General features: G+C 63.6%; 20 protein-coding genes. 7 read left to right on the top strand and 13 right to left on the bottom strand.

The genetic code is table 11. The features are described 5' to 3' along the window. Positions 1-22 precede the first annotated feature (22 nt). Together E5X34_RS12820 and murI are read left to right on the top strand one after the other, a co-directional pair. On the top strand, positions 23-628 hold the full coding sequence (locus E5X34_RS12820; protein WP_292564887.1) for a hypothetical protein: 606 nt from the start codon (positions 23-25) through the stop codon (positions 626-628). 180 nt (positions 629-808) lie between these two features. Next, a complete protein-coding gene (gene murI, locus E5X34_RS12815; RefSeq protein WP_292564884.1) occupies positions 809-1,609 on the top strand; it encodes a glutamate racemase in 801 nt (266 codons plus the stop codon). Here murI and E5X34_RS12810 read toward each other — a convergent pair. Beyond that, positions 1,606-2,991 (bottom strand): RNB domain-containing ribonuclease, encoded by a 1,386-nt coding sequence (locus E5X34_RS12810; RefSeq protein ID WP_292564882.1) that lies wholly within the window; start codon positions 2,989-2,991, stop codon positions 1,606-1,608. The genes murI and E5X34_RS12810 overlap by 4 nt on opposite strands. A gap of 192 nt (positions 2,992-3,183) precedes the next feature. Here E5X34_RS12810 and E5X34_RS12805 point away from each other — a divergent pair, with 192 nt between their 5' ends. Beyond that, complete coding sequence (locus E5X34_RS12805; RefSeq protein WP_292564879.1) at positions 3,184-3,366, top strand: DUF3008 family protein; 183 nt, start codon at positions 3,184-3,186, stop codon at positions 3,364-3,366. Positions 3,367-3,436: 70 nt separating this feature from the next. Here the strand turns inward: E5X34_RS12805 and E5X34_RS12800 are convergent, their stop codons facing one another. Then, positions 3,437-3,640: a hypothetical protein gene (locus E5X34_RS12800; protein ID WP_292564877.1), complete on the bottom strand. Its 204-nt coding sequence runs from the start codon at positions 3,638-3,640 to the stop codon at positions 3,437-3,439. 371 nt (positions 3,641-4,011) lie between these two features. Here E5X34_RS12800 and rpsD point away from each other — a divergent pair, with 371 nt between their 5' ends. From rpsD to E5X34_RS12785, 3 genes are all read left to right on the top strand, one after another. After that, positions 4,012-4,629 carry a 30S ribosomal protein S4 gene (gene rpsD / locus E5X34_RS12795; protein ID WP_040981269.1) on the top strand — a complete coding sequence of 206 codons (618 nt, stop codon included), beginning with the start codon at positions 4,012-4,014 and terminating at the stop codon, positions 4,627-4,629. Between the two features lie 102 nt (positions 4,630-4,731). After that, entirely contained in the window at positions 4,732-5,628 is an 897-nt protein-coding gene (gene ttcA / locus E5X34_RS12790) for a tRNA 2-thiocytidine(32) synthetase TtcA (RefSeq protein WP_292564875.1), read from the top strand. Then, positions 5,618-6,445, top strand: coding sequence for an inositol monophosphatase family protein (locus tag E5X34_RS12785; protein ID WP_292564872.1), 828 nt, complete (start codon positions 5,618-5,620; stop codon positions 6,443-6,445). The genes ttcA and E5X34_RS12785 overlap by 11 nt, the downstream gene beginning before the upstream one ends. A gap of 44 nt (positions 6,446-6,489) precedes the next feature. Here E5X34_RS12785 and E5X34_RS12780 read toward each other — a convergent pair whose 3' ends face one another. The 6 genes from E5X34_RS12780 to E5X34_RS12755 all read right to left on the bottom strand — a co-directional run bounded on the left by E5X34_RS12780 (position 6,490) and on the right by E5X34_RS12755 (position 13,154). Then, positions 6,490-7,758, bottom strand: a complete 1,269-nt coding sequence (locus tag E5X34_RS12780) for a multidrug effflux MFS transporter (protein ID WP_292564869.1) — start codon at positions 7,756-7,758, stop codon at positions 6,490-6,492. 155 nt (positions 7,759-7,913) lie between these two features. Further along, entirely contained in the window at positions 7,914-8,249 is a 336-nt protein-coding gene (gene grxD / locus E5X34_RS12775) for a Grx4 family monothiol glutaredoxin (RefSeq protein ID WP_040981263.1), read from the bottom strand. Positions 8,250-8,400: 151 nt separating this feature from the next. Then, positions 8,401-8,634 carry a BolA/IbaG family iron-sulfur metabolism protein gene (locus E5X34_RS12770; RefSeq protein WP_006206026.1) on the bottom strand — a complete coding sequence of 78 codons (234 nt, stop codon included), beginning with the start codon at positions 8,632-8,634 and terminating at the stop codon, positions 8,401-8,403. Between the two features lie 111 nt (positions 8,635-8,745). Continuing rightward, positions 8,746-9,273 carry a hypothetical protein gene (locus E5X34_RS12765; RefSeq protein WP_292564866.1) on the bottom strand — a complete coding sequence of 176 codons (528 nt, stop codon included), beginning with the start codon at positions 9,271-9,273 and terminating at the stop codon, positions 8,746-8,748. Between the two features lie 92 nt (positions 9,274-9,365). Beyond that, positions 9,366-11,597 carry a phosphoribosylformylglycinamidine synthase subunit PurL gene (gene purL / locus E5X34_RS12760; protein ID WP_292564863.1) on the bottom strand — a complete coding sequence of 744 codons (2,232 nt, stop codon included), beginning with the start codon at positions 11,595-11,597 and terminating at the stop codon, positions 9,366-9,368. 147 nt (positions 11,598-11,744) lie between these two features. Next, entirely contained in the window at positions 11,745-13,154 is a 1,410-nt protein-coding gene (locus E5X34_RS12755; RefSeq protein ID WP_292564860.1) for a PLP-dependent aminotransferase family protein, read from the bottom strand. 91 nt (positions 13,155-13,245) lie between these two features. On the opposite strand from E5X34_RS12755, the gene E5X34_RS12750 reads away from it, so the two are divergent. After that, positions 13,246-13,494, top strand: coding sequence for a DUF1127 domain-containing protein (locus tag E5X34_RS12750; protein WP_292565233.1), 249 nt, complete (start codon positions 13,246-13,248; stop codon positions 13,492-13,494). Between the two features lie 22 nt (positions 13,495-13,516). On the opposite strand, the gene E5X34_RS12745 is transcribed toward E5X34_RS12750, so the two are convergent. The 5 genes from E5X34_RS12745 to purC all read right to left on the bottom strand — a co-directional run bounded on the left by E5X34_RS12745 (position 13,517) and on the right by purC (position 16,404). After that, positions 13,517-14,179 (bottom strand): Pr6Pr family membrane protein, encoded by a 663-nt coding sequence (locus tag E5X34_RS12745; protein WP_292564857.1) that lies wholly within the window; start codon positions 14,177-14,179, stop codon positions 13,517-13,519. Between the two features lie 7 nt (positions 14,180-14,186). Then, positions 14,187-14,597: a hypothetical protein gene (locus E5X34_RS12740; RefSeq protein ID WP_292564853.1), complete on the bottom strand. Its 411-nt coding sequence runs from the start codon at positions 14,595-14,597 to the stop codon at positions 14,187-14,189. 40 nt (positions 14,598-14,637) lie between these two features. Beyond that, a complete protein-coding gene (gene purQ, locus E5X34_RS12735; RefSeq protein ID WP_127253302.1) occupies positions 14,638-15,306 on the bottom strand; it encodes a phosphoribosylformylglycinamidine synthase subunit PurQ in 669 nt (222 codons plus the stop codon). 1 nt (position 15,307) lies between these two features. Next, the gene (gene purS, locus E5X34_RS12730) at positions 15,308-15,547 is read right to left on the bottom strand and encodes a phosphoribosylformylglycinamidine synthase subunit PurS (protein WP_040995386.1); all 240 of its coding nucleotides are present in this window, start codon (positions 15,545-15,547) and stop codon (positions 15,308-15,310) included. Positions 15,548-15,609: 62 nt separating this feature from the next. Then, positions 15,610-16,404 carry a phosphoribosylaminoimidazolesuccinocarboxamide synthase gene (gene purC, locus E5X34_RS12725; protein ID WP_042644540.1) on the bottom strand — a complete coding sequence of 265 codons (795 nt, stop codon included), beginning with the start codon at positions 16,402-16,404 and terminating at the stop codon, positions 15,610-15,612. Between the last annotated feature and the right edge of the window lie 245 nt (positions 16,405-16,649).

Raw genomic sequence — 16,649 nt, 5'->3', positions numbered from 1 at the left:
GCCGCAATAGTGGGGGTGGCACATGTTTACGTCCAATATTGGCCGGCTGCGCTTTTTCCTTTACTCTCTCGGTCTTGCTGTTGCCGAAGCCGTGGTGGTCGTTGTCTGCATTGTCGGCACGATCGGTTTCGAAGGACTGATCAATTCAGGGCCTGGCCCGGCGCGGCAGGGCATGGCAGGCGCGGTCCTGATCGCCTCGCTCATCTTTGTCGCGCTTCGCGGCAACATCGCCGCGCGCCGCACCCGCGACGCGAATGGACGCCGGTGGATCCTGTGGGCCTATATTGCCCTTTCCGCCGCCTATGCCCTATTGCAGGCGGGCGTGCTGCTGGTCGTCAAATTCGACGATCCCGAGAGCATTCCGGGCGGGCTGAACCTGCTCGGACTTTCGATATTCGGACTTTGGTGCACGATCCTCTGGGCGAAACCCGTCGCGGGCAGCAACATCGATGAATTGACGGATGTCTTCGACTTCGACGGTCCGCTGCCGGCACCGGCGCGCACTGCACGCGCCGCTGTGCCGGCCGCACCACGCGCCGCGGCTGCCGCTGCAACTCCCCGCGTTCCGCCCGCGCCGCAGCCCTTCGGCCGGCCGCGCCCGGCCGGCTTCGGCAAGCGCGGCATATGAGCGAGCCTGCGAGACAGCTGCGCAAAAGCTGCTCGCATTCGCCTCTTCAAGACCAAGATCATTCGCGATAGAAGCGCCTGCGGTCCAATCACGGACCTGCCGCCTCTCTTTGTTTTGACGCAATTCCGGACGGAAAACCGTTTCACACTTTTCCTGGAATTGCTCTATGACCGGATGACAATGAGCGATCGATCAAGCCAGCGCCCGATCCTGATGTTCGATTCCGGCGTCGGCGGGCTGACCGTGCTGCGCGAAGCGCGCGTGCTGATGCCCGATCGCCGCTTCGTCTATGTCGCCGACGACGCGGCTTTTCCTTACGGCGCCTGGGAAGAACCGGCGCTCAAGGAGCACATCCTCACGCTGTTCGGCAAATTGCTCGACCGGCTGCAGCCGGCGATCTCGGTCATTGCCTGCAACACAGCTTCGACGCTGGTGATCGAGGCGCTGCGCGAGACATTCCCCGGCCACCCTTTTGTCGGCACCGTGCCGGCGATCAAGCCGGCCGCCGAGCGCACGCGATCCGGCCTGGTGTCGGTGCTGGCGACGCCGGGCACTGTGAAGCGCCAATACACGCGCGACCTGATCAGCAAATGGGCGCAGAAATGCCATGTGCGCCTGGTCGGCAGCGACCGGCTGGCAGGGCTAGCCGAGATCTATATGCGCCAGGGCTTCGTCGATGAAGAAGCCGTGCGCGCCGAGATCGCGCCTTGTTTCATCGAGCGCGAGGGCAACCGCACCGACATCGTCGTGCTTGCCTGCACGCACTATCCGTTTCTCGTCAACCGCATGCGCAAGACGGCACCCTGGCCGGTCGACTGGATCGATCCAGCCGAAGCGATCGCCCGGCGCGCCATGTCGCTGCTCGAACCAGTCGCAGAAATATCCAGCGACAGCGAGCCCGATCTTGCCGTCTTCACTTCCGGCAAGGTGGATTTCGCCACCAGGCGGCTGATTCAGGGATTTGGACTGACCGCGCGTTAGACGGCAGTCTCGAAGACGATGCTGCGCTGATCCGGATCGGCCGAGACCAGTTTCAGCCTGAGATCGTCGCCCTGCCTGAGCCCGGAGGCTTTCACGTTGGCGACGACAGGCATGTCGGCAAGCTGTGCGCGCACGCCATGATCGACGAAGTCGGTGACGACGGCCTTGAACGTCTCACCCTCGTGTCCTTTGAGCATCACCGCCTCGGCAAGGTCGATGACAGCGTGGTTGATCTGCGAGGCTCGGGCGTCGCCGCGCCCCATCACCTTCGGCAACCGGGCGAAGGCGTTGGTGACGGCCTGCGGCACGGGCTGGCCGTTGGCGATTGCCAGCGCGCAGCGCACGACGTAGCGGTCGGCCAGCCGCCTGAGCGGCGCGGTGGCATGGGCATAGGTCGCGGCCATCGCCTCATGCCAGGGGACAACGCCCTGCTGATAGGGCTGGTAGGACGCGCCGTTGCCGGCGCGGCGGATTTCCAGCATCAGCGCCGCCTGTTTTGGATCGGCCGGATCGAGCGTGCGCTGATAGTCGTGCAGGCTGGTGGAGGCTGGCCAGGACAGGCCGAGCGCCTGCGCTGCGCTGCGCAGCCTTTGCACCTTGGAAGCGTCAGGCCCCGACATCACCCGAAACAGCCCGGTCTTGTGCGCCAGCATGGCATCGGCGATCGCCATATTGGCGGCCAGCGAAAGTGCTGCATTGTCCTGTTCGGATTGCAGCAGCGGCCTGAACGAAAGCCGGAACGTGCCGTCGGCGAGCCTTTCCACCTCCTGCTCGGGCGGGTCGACGCGCGAAGCACCGCGACGCTCTTCGTTTGCCGCCATGCGCCGCGCCAGTTCCGTGAAGCCGGCCGGAACGTCGGAGGGTTGCACGCTGTTATAGGCGAGCTTGGCGCGGCTTTGGATGATGGCGCGCTCCGCGCCGTCCAGCTTCACCGCGCCGTCCCCGGCAACCCTGATCGTGAAGATGACTGAGGGACGCGGTCCATCGGGCAGCAGGCTCGCCGCGGCCTCGGCAAGCACCGGCGGGTAGAGCCCGGCCTTGCCGTCCGGCAAATAAAGCGTCTCACCTCGGTTCCAGGCTTCGAGATCAATCGCGTCGCCGTCCTCGGCGAACCAGGCCACGTCGGCGATGGCATAATGCAAGAGGAGATCGCCGCCGCTCGCCTCGATAGAGAAGGCCTGATCAAGATCGGTGGAGCTCGCCGGATCGAGCGTGACGAAAGGCATCGCGGTGCGGTCGGCATGCTGGCTAGGCACACGCCTGGCCGCCGCTTCCGCCGCAGCCATCACCTCCGGCGGAAATCCGTCCGGCACGTGGAACTCGGTGCGGATCTTCGCGAGGCCGGTGGAGAGGGCCTGTGAGGGATCGGTCAGCGATTTCATGCCGTTGTCCTACACTGGGGTTCCGGACACGGGAAGTCTGCCAGCGAAGGTCGGGCTTCCGGGGATTGAAGCTGTGGACGCCGGAACTGGCGCCGGAGCGCGGCGTTTCTACTCTATCTGATTGACGCAATTCCTGACGGAAAACGTTTCACACTTTTCCTGGAATTGCTCTCCAGCAAAGGAGAAACGACCATGCCCGCCACATCGCAAGCCCAGCAAAAGGCAGCCGGCGCAGCGCTTTCCGCCAAGCGTGGCGAGATCAAGAAAAGCGAGCTCAAGGGTGCGTCGCGCGAGATGTATCACTCGATGAGCGAAAAGCAGCTCGAGGAATTCGCCGAGACTAAGCGCAAGGGCCTGCCCAGCAAGAAGTCTTAGATCGCGGGATCGGATGAAAAAGCCCGCGGTGTTGGCCGCGGGCTTCAGTCGAAGTCTTGCCGAAAGAAGGCTAGCGGCGCCACCAGCAGTATTTCGTCTTGTAGCGCACGACATGGCGGTGGCCGTGGCGCCAGACGACTCTTTTCTTCACCAGGACGCGGCACACCTGCTTGTGGCCGTGCCAATGCCTGGCCATGGCCGGTTCAGGCGTCATGACCGCCATCGACCCGGCCAGGACGGCGGCTCCGGTCAGGGTAAGGAAGAATTTCTTCATGGGAATTCGCACTCCTCTGCTCCAGTCCCTTCATCATGTGCGGGCGTTCGCATCCGAAGACGCCGCATCCGCCCCCGATGCCGCCGGCGTGCAACTTTCCGCCACATCCAGCGCCGCATGCAACGCAGGAATGGTATAGGCTTGCCCTCAATGTCGCCAGCCGCAAGCTTGACAGCGGTTAAATCTGTGTTTAACAGGCCCCCAAACACCGGGTGGCGACGCCCGGTGGTTTCTTTTGACGTGTCCCGTGGGTTTTCCGTCGCTTTGCGTGGGAAACCCTGTCAGGTCTCGAAAACGGAGGCCAGAGGAGGGCGCGTTTCCTTCGCCCGGAGCCATGGGGTTCCGGGTACATTGTTTTGAAAGGGAATGCGATGAGCAAGCGCGAATCCGCGAAATACAAGATCGACCGCCGTCTCGGCGAAAACATCTGGGGGCGCCCGAAGTCCCCAGTCAACAAGCGTGAATACGGCCCCGGCCAGCACGGCCAGCGCCGCAAGGGCAAGCTTTCCGACTTCGGCCTGCAGCTGCGCGCCAAGCAGAAGCTGAAGGGTCACTATGGAGACGTTTCGGAAAAGCAGTTCCGCAAGGTCTATGAAGAGGCCAACCGCCGCAAGGGCGACACCTCCGAGAACCTGATCGGCCTGCTCGAGTCGCGCCTCGACGCGATCGTCTATCGCGCCAAGTTCGTGCCGACCATCTTCGCCGCCCGTCAGTTCGTCAACCACGGCCACGTCAACGTCAACGGCAAGCGTACCAACATTGGTTCGTATCGCTGCAAGCCGGGCGACGTCATCGAGGTGCGCGAGAAGTCGAAGCAACTCGTGATCGTGCTGGAGTCGGTCGCTCTCGCCGAGCGCGACGTGCCGGACTATATCGAAGCCGACCACAACAAGATGACCGCGACCTTCGCGCGCGTTCCCGGCCTGTCGGACGTTCCGTTCGCGGTGCAGATGGAACCGAACCTGGTCGTCGAATTCTACTCGCGCTGATCGAACTCAATCAGCCGCAACATCCAGGGCCGCCCTCGAGGCGGCCTTTTCTTTGGCGATAAGGTCCGCTAAGCGGAGCGCTGATAACGCGGAGCCGGCGCCATGAACATGCTGCCAGACCTCAAATCACTGGAGCCGATCGATGATGAGACCGATGGCGGTTTCCACCCACTGTTCCGCGACGTGCCATCCTCGGTCGAGTTCAACAAGCTGCGCAAGCGGCTGTTGAGGCTCACCCGCCAGGCAATCGAGGATTTCGCCATGGTGAAGCCCGGCGAACGCTGGCTGGTGGCGCTTTCGGGCGGCAAGGATTCCTACGGCCTGCTGGCGCTTTTGCTCGACCTCAAATGGCGCGGGCTGCTGCCTGTCGATCTGCTCGCCTGCAATCTCGACCAGGGGCAGCCGAATTTCCCAAAACATATCCTGCCCGATTATCTCAACGCCAACGGCATCGCCCACCGCATCGAATACCAGGACACCTATTCGGTGGTGACCGACAAACTGCCCGAGGGCAGCACCTATTGCTCGCTCTGTTCGCGGCTGCGGCGCGGCCATCTCTACCGCATCGCGCGCGAGGAGGGGTGCTCGGCGCTGGTGCTCGGCCACCATCGCGAGGACATCCTCGAGACCTTCTTCATGAACCTGTTCCATGGCGGGCGTCTCGCCGCCATGCCGCCCAAGCTTCTCAATGACGAGGGCGACGTCATGGTGCTGCGGCCACTCGCCTACAGCGCCGAGGCCGACCTCGAGAAATTCGCCAACGCGATGAAATTCCCGATCATTCCCTGCGATCTCTGCGGCAGCCAGGAAGGGCTGCAGCGCAACGCCATGAAGGCGATGCTCGACGACATCGAGAAGCGCATGCCGGGCCGCAAGGACACGATGATCCGCGCCATGACGAATGTAAGGCCCTCGCATCTGCTCGACCGAAAACTGTTCGATTTCACCGCGCTCGATCAGCGCCTCGCCACAGGGCAGGACATTTCCGATGAGATTTGACGACCGCGCGATCGACTGGCTGGCCGACCTTCTTGCCGAAGCGGCCACGGCAGAAATCATGCCGCGCTTCCGCCGGCTGGGCGAGGGCGACGTGCGCCAGAAGACCTCTGCCGCCGACCTCGTCACGGAGGCGGACGTCAATGCCGAGAGGCTGATCACCGCCCGGCTGCGCGAACGCTATCCCGACGCCATGGTGGTCGGCGAGGAGGCCTGCTCCGACAATCCGGCGCTGCTGTCGGGCCTTGGCGATGCCGCGCTTGCCTTCGTCATCGATCCGGTCGACGGCACCTTCAACTTCGCCTCCGGCGTGCCGCTGTTCGGCGTCATGGCCGGCGTCGTCGTCCATGGCAAGACCGTAGCCGGCATCATCCACGATCCGGTCGGCAAGGATTGGCTGATCGGCGCCAAGGGCGCGGGCAGCCATATCCGCCACGCGCATGGCGCGCTGGAGAAGGTTCGCGTCGCGGCGCCGGTGCCGATGTCGCAGATGACCGGCGCCGTTTCCTGGCAGTTCCTCGAAGAGCCTGAGCGCTCGCGGCTCGCCCGCAACCAGACCAAGACGCTGTCGCAATTCGCCTATCGCTGCGCGGCGCATGAATACCGGCTGCTTGCCAGCGGTCACGCCCATTTCGTGCTCTACAACAAGCTGATGCCCTGGGATCATCTCGCGGGCGCGCTGATCCATCAGGAAGCCGGCGGCCATGTCGCGCGTGTCGACGGCAGCGCCTACCTGCCGTCGCATGTCGACGGCGGCCTGCTGGTCGCGCCGGACAAGCAAAGCTGGGACGAGTTGCGCCGCGAGCTCTGGGCCGAATAGGAATAAACCGCGCCCCGGCCGGCAACCGCCAGCCAGGCGACAATCTAGTGCAGATCGGTGACGTGCCCCGAAACAGGGGGATTGTGCGGCTGGAACATCCTGCCCCGCTCGGCGATCAGGATCATCAGCAAGGCCGCGACCGAAACGCTGCAGAAGCCTGCGGCCAGAGGCGTGACCGTGCCGTTGTAGGCCTGGCCGATCGCTGCGCCGATCAGGGCGCCGAGAAAAGTCTGCATGAAGCCAAGGATGGATGCCGCCGTGCCGGCGAGCTCACCGAGCGGCTCCATGGCGAGAGCGTTGAAATTCGCGCCAAGACCGCCGAACGGCAGCATCGCGCCGGCAAAGAAGGTGATGAAGAGCCAGAGCGGCATCTGCATCTCCAGCGAGACCACCAGCCAGGCAAGGCTGATGCACAGGAAGATGAGCAGCGCGCCCTGCGACAGGCGGCGCATTCCGACCTGTCCGACCAGCCGCGAATTCAGATAATTGGAGAAGGCAAGCACGGCGGCGACACCGGCAAAAATCAGCGGGAACAATTCGCCGACATGGAAGATGTCGATGTAGATCTGCTGCGCCGAGCTGATGAAGCCGAACATGGCGGCGAAGATGAAGGTGCTGGCGAAGGCATAGCAAAGCGTGAGCCGGTTGGTGAGCACGATGCGGAAGCCGCCGACGACCGAGCTTACCGTGAGCGGCCGGCGATATTCGGCATGCAGCGTCTCCGGCAGGCGCAGCAGAGCCCATGTCGAAACGATCAGCGCGCCGATGGCCATGGTCACGAAAATCCAGTGCCAGGTGGCGAACAGCATGACGAACTGGCCGATGCCCGGCGCGATGACGGGGATGGCCATGAACACCATGAAGATCAGCGACATCACTTCGGCCATACGCCGGCCTTCGAACGTGTCGCGCACGATCGAGACGGCGATGACGCGGGTTGCGGCCGCGCCGATGCCCTGGATGAGACGGCAGGTCAGCAACAAAGCGAAACTGGGCGCTATGGCGGCGGCAGCCGCGGCCACGACATAGACGACCAGGCCAAAGACCAGCGGCGCGCGGCGTCCAAAGCGATCTGAAATGGGCCCGAACAAAAGCTGTCCGCCGCCAAAGCCGAGCATATAGGCGGTGATGACATATTGGCGGTGGTTCTCGCTCTCGACGCCGAGCGAAGCGCCGATCTGCTGCAGCGCTGGCAACATGATGTCGATGGCCAGGGAGTTGAGCGCCATCAGCGCTGCGCAGAGCGCGATGAATTCCCAGCGCGGAATGGGCAAGCTGGTTGCCCGTTGCGACGCTTCTACCTGCTTATCCACGGCAAAGTCCGATCTTTCAAACGAACAAGCGCCGGCTTGCCGGCGCGCTGGTTCGTCTCATCCCCGAGATGCGGGTTCATAATTGCCGAGGTGGGGCAGCCCCGGGCGATGCTTGCCTGCCGGAGAGTTAGCCTCTGCCGGCGAGCAAGATTGGATCAGGCCGCGCCTTTGACGCTGACGCCCTTTTCGACCAGGAAGTCCTGCAACTCGCCGGCCTGGAACATTTCACGGACGATGTCGCAACCGCCGACGAATTCACCCTTCACATAAAGCTGCGGGATGGTCGGCCAGTTGGAATAGTCCTTGATGCCCTGGCGCAATTCGGCCGAGTCGAGCACGTTCACGCCTTTGTAGTCGGCCCCGATGTAATCGAGGATCTGGACCACCTGGCCGGAAAAGCCGCATTGCGGGAAGCCCGGGGTGCCCTTCATGAAAAGCACGACGTCGTTGCTCTTCACTTCATTGTCGATGTAGTCGCTGATTCCGGTCATGGACAATCCTTTCATGCCTGTGGGAGTCAGGCTCGAAGCATGCCCTTCAAATAAACCCATAGGGTGGCTGAAACAAGACGTTAGCCGTGACGCTACTTGAATGGCGCAAGGGATAACGCGATTTTGGGCCAAGCCCTAAGGGCGATAGCGCTTAGTCCGGGACGCTGGTCTGCAGCGCCAGCGCGTGCAGCACGCCGCCCATATTGCCCTTCAGCGCGTCATAGACCATCTGGTGCTGCTGGACACGGCTCTTGCCCCGGAAACTCTCGGCCACCACTTCCGCCGCGTAGTGGTCGCCGTCGCCGGCGAGATCACGGATCGTCACCTTGGCGTCCGGAATGCCTTCCTTGATCAGTTTTTCGATGTCGTGGGCATCCATTGCCATGGCAAAATCCTGTCTCGTGCGGCGGGCAGCTAGGCGGCACCGGTATGATCTGACTCGCGAGCCTAAAGCCTTTCCGACCCGGATTGAAGCCGTTCCGTCCGCGACAGCGGCCTAAGAATTGTCCTGCTTCGAATGGACCACGCCGTCTTCGGTGATGTCATCGCGGGTCGAGAAGGCCCGGCCAAGGCTGAAGGTGAGTATATAGAGCGGGATGTTGATCAGCAGGCCGACGATCGGAAGATAGCTCGTCATTCGCCAGGCGGACGAGAAGAAGGGTTGGCCATAACCGTCGCAGACCAGGGACGAGCCATAGTCCCAAGTCGCTCCGATGATTGCGGCAACGATGAAGAGCTTGATGCAGGCCGCGATATGCCGTGTTCGCGCCGGTTCCGGCGCGAGCCTGTCCCACAGCACCAGGCAGACGACCGGAACCGCGTAGATCAAGGTCTGCAAGACGAGCATCGGCAAAGCGGCATTGGCCGCGGCCAGGAACTCGTCGCGGGTTTCCAGCCGTGCGCACACCTCGCTCGAGGTGGTCGACAGCAACAAGAAAACGAACGGGCCGAGGAACCAGAAGAAGAACAGCGAAGGCCAGAAGACAACTGCGATCAGCGCCTTCGCAGTTAAATCATGTCGCATAAAAAAGGATTTATGCGACATGATTTAAGTCTTTTGTCGTAAGCATGTCTTTTCCCGAAACCGCTGCACACTTTCGGGAGACATGCTTCTGGTCAACTGGCCTGATCCATGAAGCGCGGGAACCAGCCTTCATGGGCTGCCTTCAGCTCGCTGACCGGGATCGGCCGTGCGTCACCCAGTTTCAAGTCACGCCCGCCGGTGGTGCCGATCCAGGGCGCGAAGATGCCGAGCTTCTCCTGTTCCTGGCGGATCCTGCCCCACTCGCCGCTCTGTGGGTCGATCGACAGCGTCAGCAGATAGCGGCCCTGGTCTTCGCCGAACCAGACCGGAATCGGGTCGATGCCGGTCAGCCCCGGAATGGTGGCGCCGATGCCGGAGGCCATCGCCATTTCGGCCAGCGCTATCGCCAGGCCGCCGTCGGAGATGTCGTGCGCGGCGGTGACGATGCCGGACGCGATCAGCGAGCGCACATGGTCGCCGACGCGCTTTTCATGTGCGAGGTCGACAGGCGGCGGCGGACCGTCCGCACGACCGTGGATGTCGCGCATATAGACGGACTGGCCGAGATGGCTGCCCCAGCTCGGCGGCGCGCCGACCAGCACGATCATCTGGCCCTCGGCGGCAAAGCCTATGCGCGCCATCTTCGACCAATCGGCGATCAGCCCGACGCCGCCGATGGTCGGCGTCGGCAGGATGCCGCGGCCATTGGTTTCGTTGTAGAGCGAGACATTGCCGGAGACGATCGGGAAGCCGAGCGCGCGGCAGGCATCGCCGATGCCTTTAACGGCGCCGACGAACTGGCCCATGATCTCGGGCCGCTCCGGATTGCCGAAATTGAGGTTGTCGGTGGCGGCGAGCGGCAGCGCGCCGGTGGCGGTCAGGTTGCGCCAACATTCGGCCACGGCCTGCTTGCCGCCTTCGTAAGGGTCGGCCTCGCAGTAGCGCGGCGTGACGTCGGAAGAGAAGGCGAGCGCCTTGGTCGGATGGCCTTCGACGCGCACCACGCCGGCATCGCCGCCCGGAAGCTGCAGCGAATTGCCTTGGATGAGCGTGTCGTATTGTTCCCACACCCAACGGCGCGAGGAGAGGTCCGGCCCACCCAGCATCTTGAGCAGGGCGTCGGCGACATCCGCCTTCGGCGCGTCGTTGGCGGCGAGCGGCGCGGGCTTCTTCGCCTCGACCCAGGGGCGGTCATATTCCGGCGCCTGGTCGCCCAACTCCTTGATCGGCAGGTTCGCGACCTCGTCGCCCTGATGGATAACGCGGAAACGCAGATCGTCGGTGGTCTTGCCGACGATGGCGAAGTCGAGTCCCCATTTGCGGAAGATCGCCTCGGCTTCCTCTTCCTTCTCGGGGCGCAGCACCATCAGCATGCGCTCCTGGCTTTCCGACAGCATCATCTCATAGGCGCTCATGCGCTCCTCGCGCACCGGCACCTTGTCGAGGTCGAGCTCGATGCCGAGGTCGCCCTTGGCGCCCATCTCGACGGCCGAACAGGTGAGGCCGGCCGCGCCCATGTCCTGGATGGCGATAACGGCGCCCGACGCCATCAACTCGAGGCAGGCTTCCAGCAGGCATTTTTCGGTGAAGGGATCGCCGACCTGCACGGTGGGGCGCTTCTCCTCGATCTTGTCGTCAAACTCGGCCGAGGCCATGGTGGCGCCGCCGACGCCGTCGCGTCCGGTCTTGGCGCCGAGATAGACGACCGGCAGGCCGACGCCCTTGGCCTGCGACAGGAAGATGGCGTTTGTCTTGGCAAGGCCCGCCGCAAAGGCGTTGACCAGGATGTTGCCGTTGTAGCGGGCGTCGAAATTGACCTCGCCGCCGACCGTCGGCACGCCGAAGGAATTGCCGTAGCCGCCGACGCCGGAAACCACGCCGGCGACGAGATGCCGGGTCTTGGGATGGTCAGGCGCGCCGAAGCGCAGCGCGTTCATCGCCGCGACCGGCCGCGCGCCCATGGTGAAGACGTCGCGCAGGATGCCGCCGACGCCGGTCGCGGCACCCTGATAGGGCTCGATGTAGGAGGGGTGGTTGTGGCTCTCCATCTTGAAGACGACGCAGTCGCCGTCGCCGATGTCGACCACGCCGGCATTCTCGCCTGGACCCTGGATGACCTGCGGACCGCTGGTCGGCAGCGTGCGCAGCCATTTCTTCGAGGACTTGTAGGAGCAGTGCTCGTTCCACATCGCCGAGAAGATGCCGAGCTCGGTGAAACTTGGCTCGCGGCCGACCAGATCCAGGATGCGCTGGTATTCATCGGGCTTCAGCCCGTGCGCGGCGACGAGCTCAGGGGTGATCGGCACGGAATTGGAAATGGTCATGAGCGGCGATTTTTGTCCGTGGGAGAGGGGAGGTTCTTCGAGTCTCCTCTTATCGCAAGCTTTCGCGCGATACACCCCCACCAGATAGGGAAAACGCCGGAAAACTGCCACTCCGGCAGTGCTCAGGTCTGGGCTTTCAGGGCTTGATCAGGAAAAACTGTCGTAGCCGGCGCGGCCTTCGTCGAGCAGGCGGCGGATGACGGCGACGCCGCCGGCGACATCCTGGCTTTGCCGCGGTTGCGAGACGCCGAAGCGTACGCCGTGAAAGACCTGCTCGGAGCGGCCGGCCTTGAACTCGTCCTCGTCGTCGATGAGCACGCCTTGCGCCAGGCAGGCGTTCTTAAAGGTGCCGGACAGCCACGGGTCGGGCAAGGTCAGCCAGACGAAGGGCACGTTGTCCCGCGCCTTGACGTCGAAGCCCGCCAGCACCTCGCGCACGATGGCGAGGCGAGCCTGGATTTCGGCAATGCAGCGCTTGCGGATATCACCGGCCTGGCCCGACATCACCAGCCGCGTGCCGACCTCGGCCAGCAGGAAAGGCAGGCCGCCGGTCATCATCTTGTGGGCGACACGGATGCGATGGCGGTAGGCCGGCGGGCAGGAAAGCCAGCCGCCGCGTACCCCGGCCGCGACCGACTTCGACAGGCCGCCGGCGACGATCGTGCGCTCGGGCGCATATTCGGCCAGCAGCGGTGTCGGATCGTCGGTGAGCTCGCCGTAAAGATCGTCTTCGATCAGCGCGACATTGTATTCGCGCGCAATCTTCGCGATCGCCTGCCGCCGCTCCGCCGACAGGGTCACCAGCGTCGGGTTTTTCGCGGTCGGCATCAGGAACATCACCTTTGGATGTTTCTGCGCGCAGACACGCTCGAAATCGTCGGGGTCAATGCCTTCGTCGTCAGTCGAAACCAGCGCTGTGCGGCGGCCGATCAGGCCGGCGCTGCGGGCGATCTGCGAATAGGTGAGGTGCTCGAAGACCACATAGTCGCCGGGCATGGTCAGCGCCGCGATCGCCGCCATGACCGCGGCATGCGTGCCCAGCGTCGGCACGATCGAATCGGGCGAGGGGCGGAAGGCGTTGCGGGCCAGCCAGCGGCTGCCCGCCTCGTACCAGCGTTCGGGAAAATCCCGCGTGTAGCTCGAGATTTCGTACTGATGTTCCTGTGCGGTGCGCGCCAGGATGTCGGCGATCACCGCGCCCTGGCCGACATCGGGCGCGGCGGTGCTGTCGAAGCGCAGCTTGCCGCTCGGGGCGTCGATGGGGCGCGTACCTTGCAAGCCAGCTTCGACGTCGGGTTTCGGCGCCTCGGCGCGCTGGCCGAGCACATAGGTGCCGCGACCGACCTCGCCGCTCACCAGACCGCGTTCGCGGAGCAGTTGATAGGCCCTGCCGATGGTCCCGACGGTCGTGCCGATGTCATAGGCGAGGTCGCGCTGCGGCGGCAGTTTTGCACCGGCATCGATGACGCCCTTGTCGATATCTGACTCAATGCTGTCAGCAAGGCGCTGATAGAGCGGACCGGAGCCAGTGGAGAGGTCAGGGAGCCAATTTGTCATGGTGACAATTTTCTATATTGCGCCGCGCGATGAGTCAATTCATATCGGGCCCGCGATTGGAAAGGTACAATCGAGACAAGGCAGCACGACAATGGATACAATTGAGACAATTCGCTACGCTCCCCCGGCTTTTGGCGCGCAGGCCGAGCCACTGGCCCAGCGCGGCTTCGTCGGTCGTGTGCTGGTGGTGCTCCGTTCTCTCGCCAGGCAGATCAACCGCATGCTGGAGCGTCGGCGTGGCCGCCTTGCGCTGTTGGAGATGACTGACGAGCAGCTCAAGGATATCGGCATCTCGCGCTGCGACGCTCATCGCGAAGGCATCAGGTCGTTCTGGGAGTGACGCCCAGTCGTCGAATGACAACCTATCGGCGGCCTGATTGAACGCGGGTTGCGGGTTTTCCCCGCAACCGGCCGATGCCGTGGTCGATGAGCACGGCAAGCACGCTCAATCCGACGAACAGCGCCGTGACGCCCACAGCCGAAACGGCAACGCTGGCCGCGCCGTTCTTGGCGACGTCGAGGAACGGGTACGGCACTTCGCCGGCGAACGGTGCGCGGATCAGCGCGTAGGCGAGATAGGCCAGCGGGTAGATCATCCACCAGGAGATATCGCGCCATCGGGTGCTGCCGTCGGCGCCCGCGACGAGCCACCACAGCACGAAGATAAACGGCGTAACGTAGTGGAGCAGGATGTCGCAAAGCAGGAACAGGCCCTGCGGTTGCCAAAGCCCTGCCAGTACGGTCGCGTAGACGATGAAAACCAGCGTGATGGACACCGCCACGCCGGTTCGCGTCCGCGGCCCCGCGAAGGCCGGAAACCAGGCATAGCCGGTGGGTGACAGCAGCGAAGCATGCACCATCACAGCCGCGATGTTGGTCAAGATGGTGAAGAAGCTGAGAAGAAAGACGAACGAGCCTAGCAGGCTGCGCCCGGCCGCCATCGACGCCGGAATGGTGATCGCAGCTTGCAGGACGAGCGCAATCAGCCCGATGACCAGTCCCGCGATCTGCAGGAACCGGCCCATGGCGGCCTCAAGCGGCAGCCGCGCAGGACGGGTTTCCGGCCTGCCATCTGGCGATGTCGGAGCCGATGCGGGCGCCGAGCGGCTCGTTCATCAGCGGCCCGAACACGTCGACGCGACTGGAATTGCCCTGCGCCTGCACGACCAGCAGCGGCTTGCCGCCATAATGCTTGGCGGGCACCAGCAGGAAGCGCGGCGTGCCGCTGTAGGAATTGAGCTCATTGGCCATCTGGTATGGTTTGAAGGCCGGATCCTTGCTGGCGATCCAGCATTTATGCGCCGCGATGGCGACCTGTTCCATGGCAAGCAGCGAGGCGCTTTTGCCCGAGGGGACCGGCGTCGTCTTAGGGCTGGACTGGCAGGAAGCCAAGCCGATCCCGGCCGCGGCCAGGAAAGCAAGGCGAGCGATCGTCGGTCTCATGGTCAGTCCGCCCCCGCGTTCCGATAGGATTCTTAAGGGATCAAGCCGCGAGACCGAGCGCGCTTTCGAACAGCGCGCGTCCATCATTGCCGCCATGCGCCGCCTCGATCAGGTTTTCGGGATGCGGCATCAGGCCAAGCACGTTGCCCTTGTCGTTGACGATGCCGGCAATGTCGTTGATCGAGCCGTTGGGATTGGTGCCTTCGGCGTAGCGGAACACCACCTGACCTTCGCCTTCGAGCCGGGCGAGCGTCTCGGCATCGGCGAAGTAGTTGCCGTCGTGATGCGCCACCGGCGAGCGGATGATCTGCCCCGGCTTGTAGTGCCGGGTGAACATAGTGTTGGCGTTGGCGATCTCGAGCTTCACCTGGCGGCAGACGAACTTCAGCGACGCATTGCGCATCAGGGCGCCGGGCAGCAGTCCCGCCTCGACCAGGATCTGAAATCCGTTGCAGACGCCGATGACGGGCACGCCCTTGGCCGCCTTTTCGGCGACCGCCCGCATCACCGGCATGCGCGCCGCGATCGCGCCGCAGCGCAGATAGTCACCGAAGGAGAAACCGCCGGGGATGGCGATCAGGTCGACATCGGGGATCTCGGTGTCGGTCTGCCAGACGGTCGCCGGCGCCTGGCCGGAAATCTTGGTCAGCGCCGCGATCATGTCGCGGTCGCGGTTGAGGCCAGGCAGGAGGACGACAGCTGATTTCATGTCAGGCGATCTCCACCGCGTAATTCTCAATCACTGTGTTAGCCAGAAGCTTGTCGCACATGGCCTTGAGATCGGCTTCGGCCTTGGCCTTGTCGGTTCCGGTGAGCTCGATGTCGAACACCTTGCCCTGGCGAACCTGGCCGACGCCGTCGAAGCCCAATCCGGAGAGGGCATGCTCGATCGCCTTGCCCTGCGGGTCGAGGACGCCGTTCTTGAGGGTCACGGTGATGCGGGCTTTCATCGATACTCCTAAGTGATGGATCAGGCGGTGGACCTGCCATTGCCCGGCAGGCCCGTCGGTATTCAGTGCTTCAGGCCCTTGGGCGCATCGGAAGAGGCGACGAGGACCGGACCCGTCGGGCGCGGCGGCTCGTTCTCGTTGATGATGCCGAGACGGCGGGCGACTTCCTGATACGCCTCGACCAGGCCGCCCATGTCGCGGCGGAAGCGGTCCTTGTCGAGCTTGTCCTGGGTGGCAACGTCCCACAGGCGGCAGGAATCCGGCGAGATCTCGTCTGCGACGACGATGCGCATCATGTCGCCCTCGAACAGGCGGCCGCATTCGATCTTGAAGTCGACGAGCTGGATGCCGACGCCGAGGAACAGGCCGGAGAGGAAGTCGTTGACGCGGATGGCCAGGGCCATGATGTCGTCGATTTCCTGCGGGCTCGCCCAGCCGAAGGCGGTGATGTGCTCTTCCGACACCATCGGGTCGTCGAGCGCGTCGGCCTTGTAGTAGAATTCGATGATCGAGCGCGGCAGCACCGTACCTTCCTCGATGCCGAGGCGCTTGGACAGCGAGCCGGCGGCGACATTGCGCACGACGACCTCGAGCGGGATGATCTCGACTTCCTTGATCAACTGCTCGCGCATGTTGAGCCGGCGGATGAAGTGGGTCGGGATGCCCATGCGGTTCAAGTGGTTGAAGATGTGCTCGGAAATGCGGTTGTTGAGCACGCCCTTGCCATCGACCACTTCATGTTTCTTCTTGTTGAAGGCGGTGGCGTCATCCTTGAAGAACTGGATCAGCGTGCCCGGCTCAGGTCCCTCATAGAGGATCTTGGCCTTGCCTTCGTAAATGCGGCGGCGATTTTTCATTTGATTTTTTCTCTGGGTCTGCGGGCAGGCGGCAAGTGACCGGTTCCTGTCCGTCTGCCTAAATTAGTATGGCGACGGCGGTGTTCAATGCCGGTGTTATCGCAATCGCCTGGTTTGCTCAATCGCCAAATCCGGCGAATCAACCGCTTTCGGGACTGAAATGCCGCAGCGCAGCATGCGACGAAGTATATTGACCGGGTCGCGGCCTTTTGATTTGTGCTTGCCCATCACACATATTCACCGCG

The organism is Mesorhizobium sp., assembly GCF_004963255.1.
Classification (GTDB): Bacteria; Pseudomonadota; Alphaproteobacteria; order Rhizobiales; family Rhizobiaceae; genus Mesorhizobium.
Note: the sequence above shows the minus strand (reverse complement) of the source record. Positions and strands in the feature narration are given on the sequence as shown.

What these genes read in the sequence shown, in the direction of transcription:
- ttcA (WP_292564875.1), top strand. Translation starts at nt 4,732, where the DNA reads ATGAACATGCTGCCAGACCTCAAATCACTGGAGCCGATCGATGATGAG.
- rpsD (WP_040981269.1), top strand. Translation starts at nt 4,012, where the DNA reads ATGAGCAAGCGCGAATCCGCGAAATACAAGATCGACCGCCGTCTCGGC.
- E5X34_RS12750 (WP_292565233.1), top strand. Translation starts at nt 13,246, where the DNA reads ATGGATACAATTGAGACAATTCGCTACGCTCCCCCGGCTTTTGGCGCG.
- purS (WP_040995386.1), bottom strand. Translation starts at nt 15,547, where the DNA reads ATGAAAGCCCGCATCACCGTGACCCTCAAGAACGGCGTCCTCGACCCG.
- purL (WP_292564863.1), bottom strand. Translation starts at nt 11,597, where the DNA reads ATGACCATTTCCAATTCCGTGCCGATCACCCCTGAGCTCGTCGCCGCG.
- E5X34_RS12810 (WP_292564882.1), bottom strand. Translation starts at nt 2,991, where the DNA reads ATGAAATCGCTGACCGATCCCTCACAGGCCCTCTCCACCGGCCTCGCG.
- grxD (WP_040981263.1), bottom strand. Translation starts at nt 8,249, where the DNA reads ATGACCGGAATCAGCGACTACATCGACAATGAAGTGAAGAGCAACGAC.
- E5X34_RS12765 (WP_292564866.1), bottom strand. Translation starts at nt 9,273, where the DNA reads ATGCGACATGATTTAACTGCGAAGGCGCTGATCGCAGTTGTCTTCTGG.
- E5X34_RS12740 (WP_292564853.1), bottom strand. Translation starts at nt 14,597, where the DNA reads ATGAGACCGACGATCGCTCGCCTTGCTTTCCTGGCCGCGGCCGGGATC.
- murI (WP_292564884.1), top strand. Translation starts at nt 809, where the DNA reads ATGAGCGATCGATCAAGCCAGCGCCCGATCCTGATGTTCGATTCCGGC.
- purC (WP_042644540.1), bottom strand. Translation starts at nt 16,404, where the DNA reads ATGAAAAATCGCCGCCGCATTTACGAAGGCAAGGCCAAGATCCTCTAT.
- E5X34_RS12820 (WP_292564887.1), top strand. Translation starts at nt 23, where the DNA reads ATGTTTACGTCCAATATTGGCCGGCTGCGCTTTTTCCTTTACTCTCTC.
- E5X34_RS12805 (WP_292564879.1), top strand. Translation starts at nt 3,184, where the DNA reads ATGCCCGCCACATCGCAAGCCCAGCAAAAGGCAGCCGGCGCAGCGCTT.
- E5X34_RS12770 (WP_006206026.1), bottom strand. Translation starts at nt 8,634, where the DNA reads ATGGCAATGGATGCCCACGACATCGAAAAACTGATCAAGGAAGGCATT.
- E5X34_RS12755 (WP_292564860.1), bottom strand. Translation starts at nt 13,154, where the DNA reads ATGACAAATTGGCTCCCTGACCTCTCCACTGGCTCCGGTCCGCTCTAT.
- E5X34_RS12785 (WP_292564872.1), top strand. Translation starts at nt 5,618, where the DNA reads ATGAGATTTGACGACCGCGCGATCGACTGGCTGGCCGACCTTCTTGCC.
- E5X34_RS12745 (WP_292564857.1), bottom strand. Translation starts at nt 14,179, where the DNA reads ATGGGCCGGTTCCTGCAGATCGCGGGACTGGTCATCGGGCTGATTGCG.
- purQ (WP_127253302.1), bottom strand. Translation starts at nt 15,306, where the DNA reads ATGAAATCAGCTGTCGTCCTCCTGCCTGGCCTCAACCGCGACCGCGAC.
- E5X34_RS12800 (WP_292564877.1), bottom strand. Translation starts at nt 3,640, where the DNA reads ATGAAGAAATTCTTCCTTACCCTGACCGGAGCCGCCGTCCTGGCCGGG.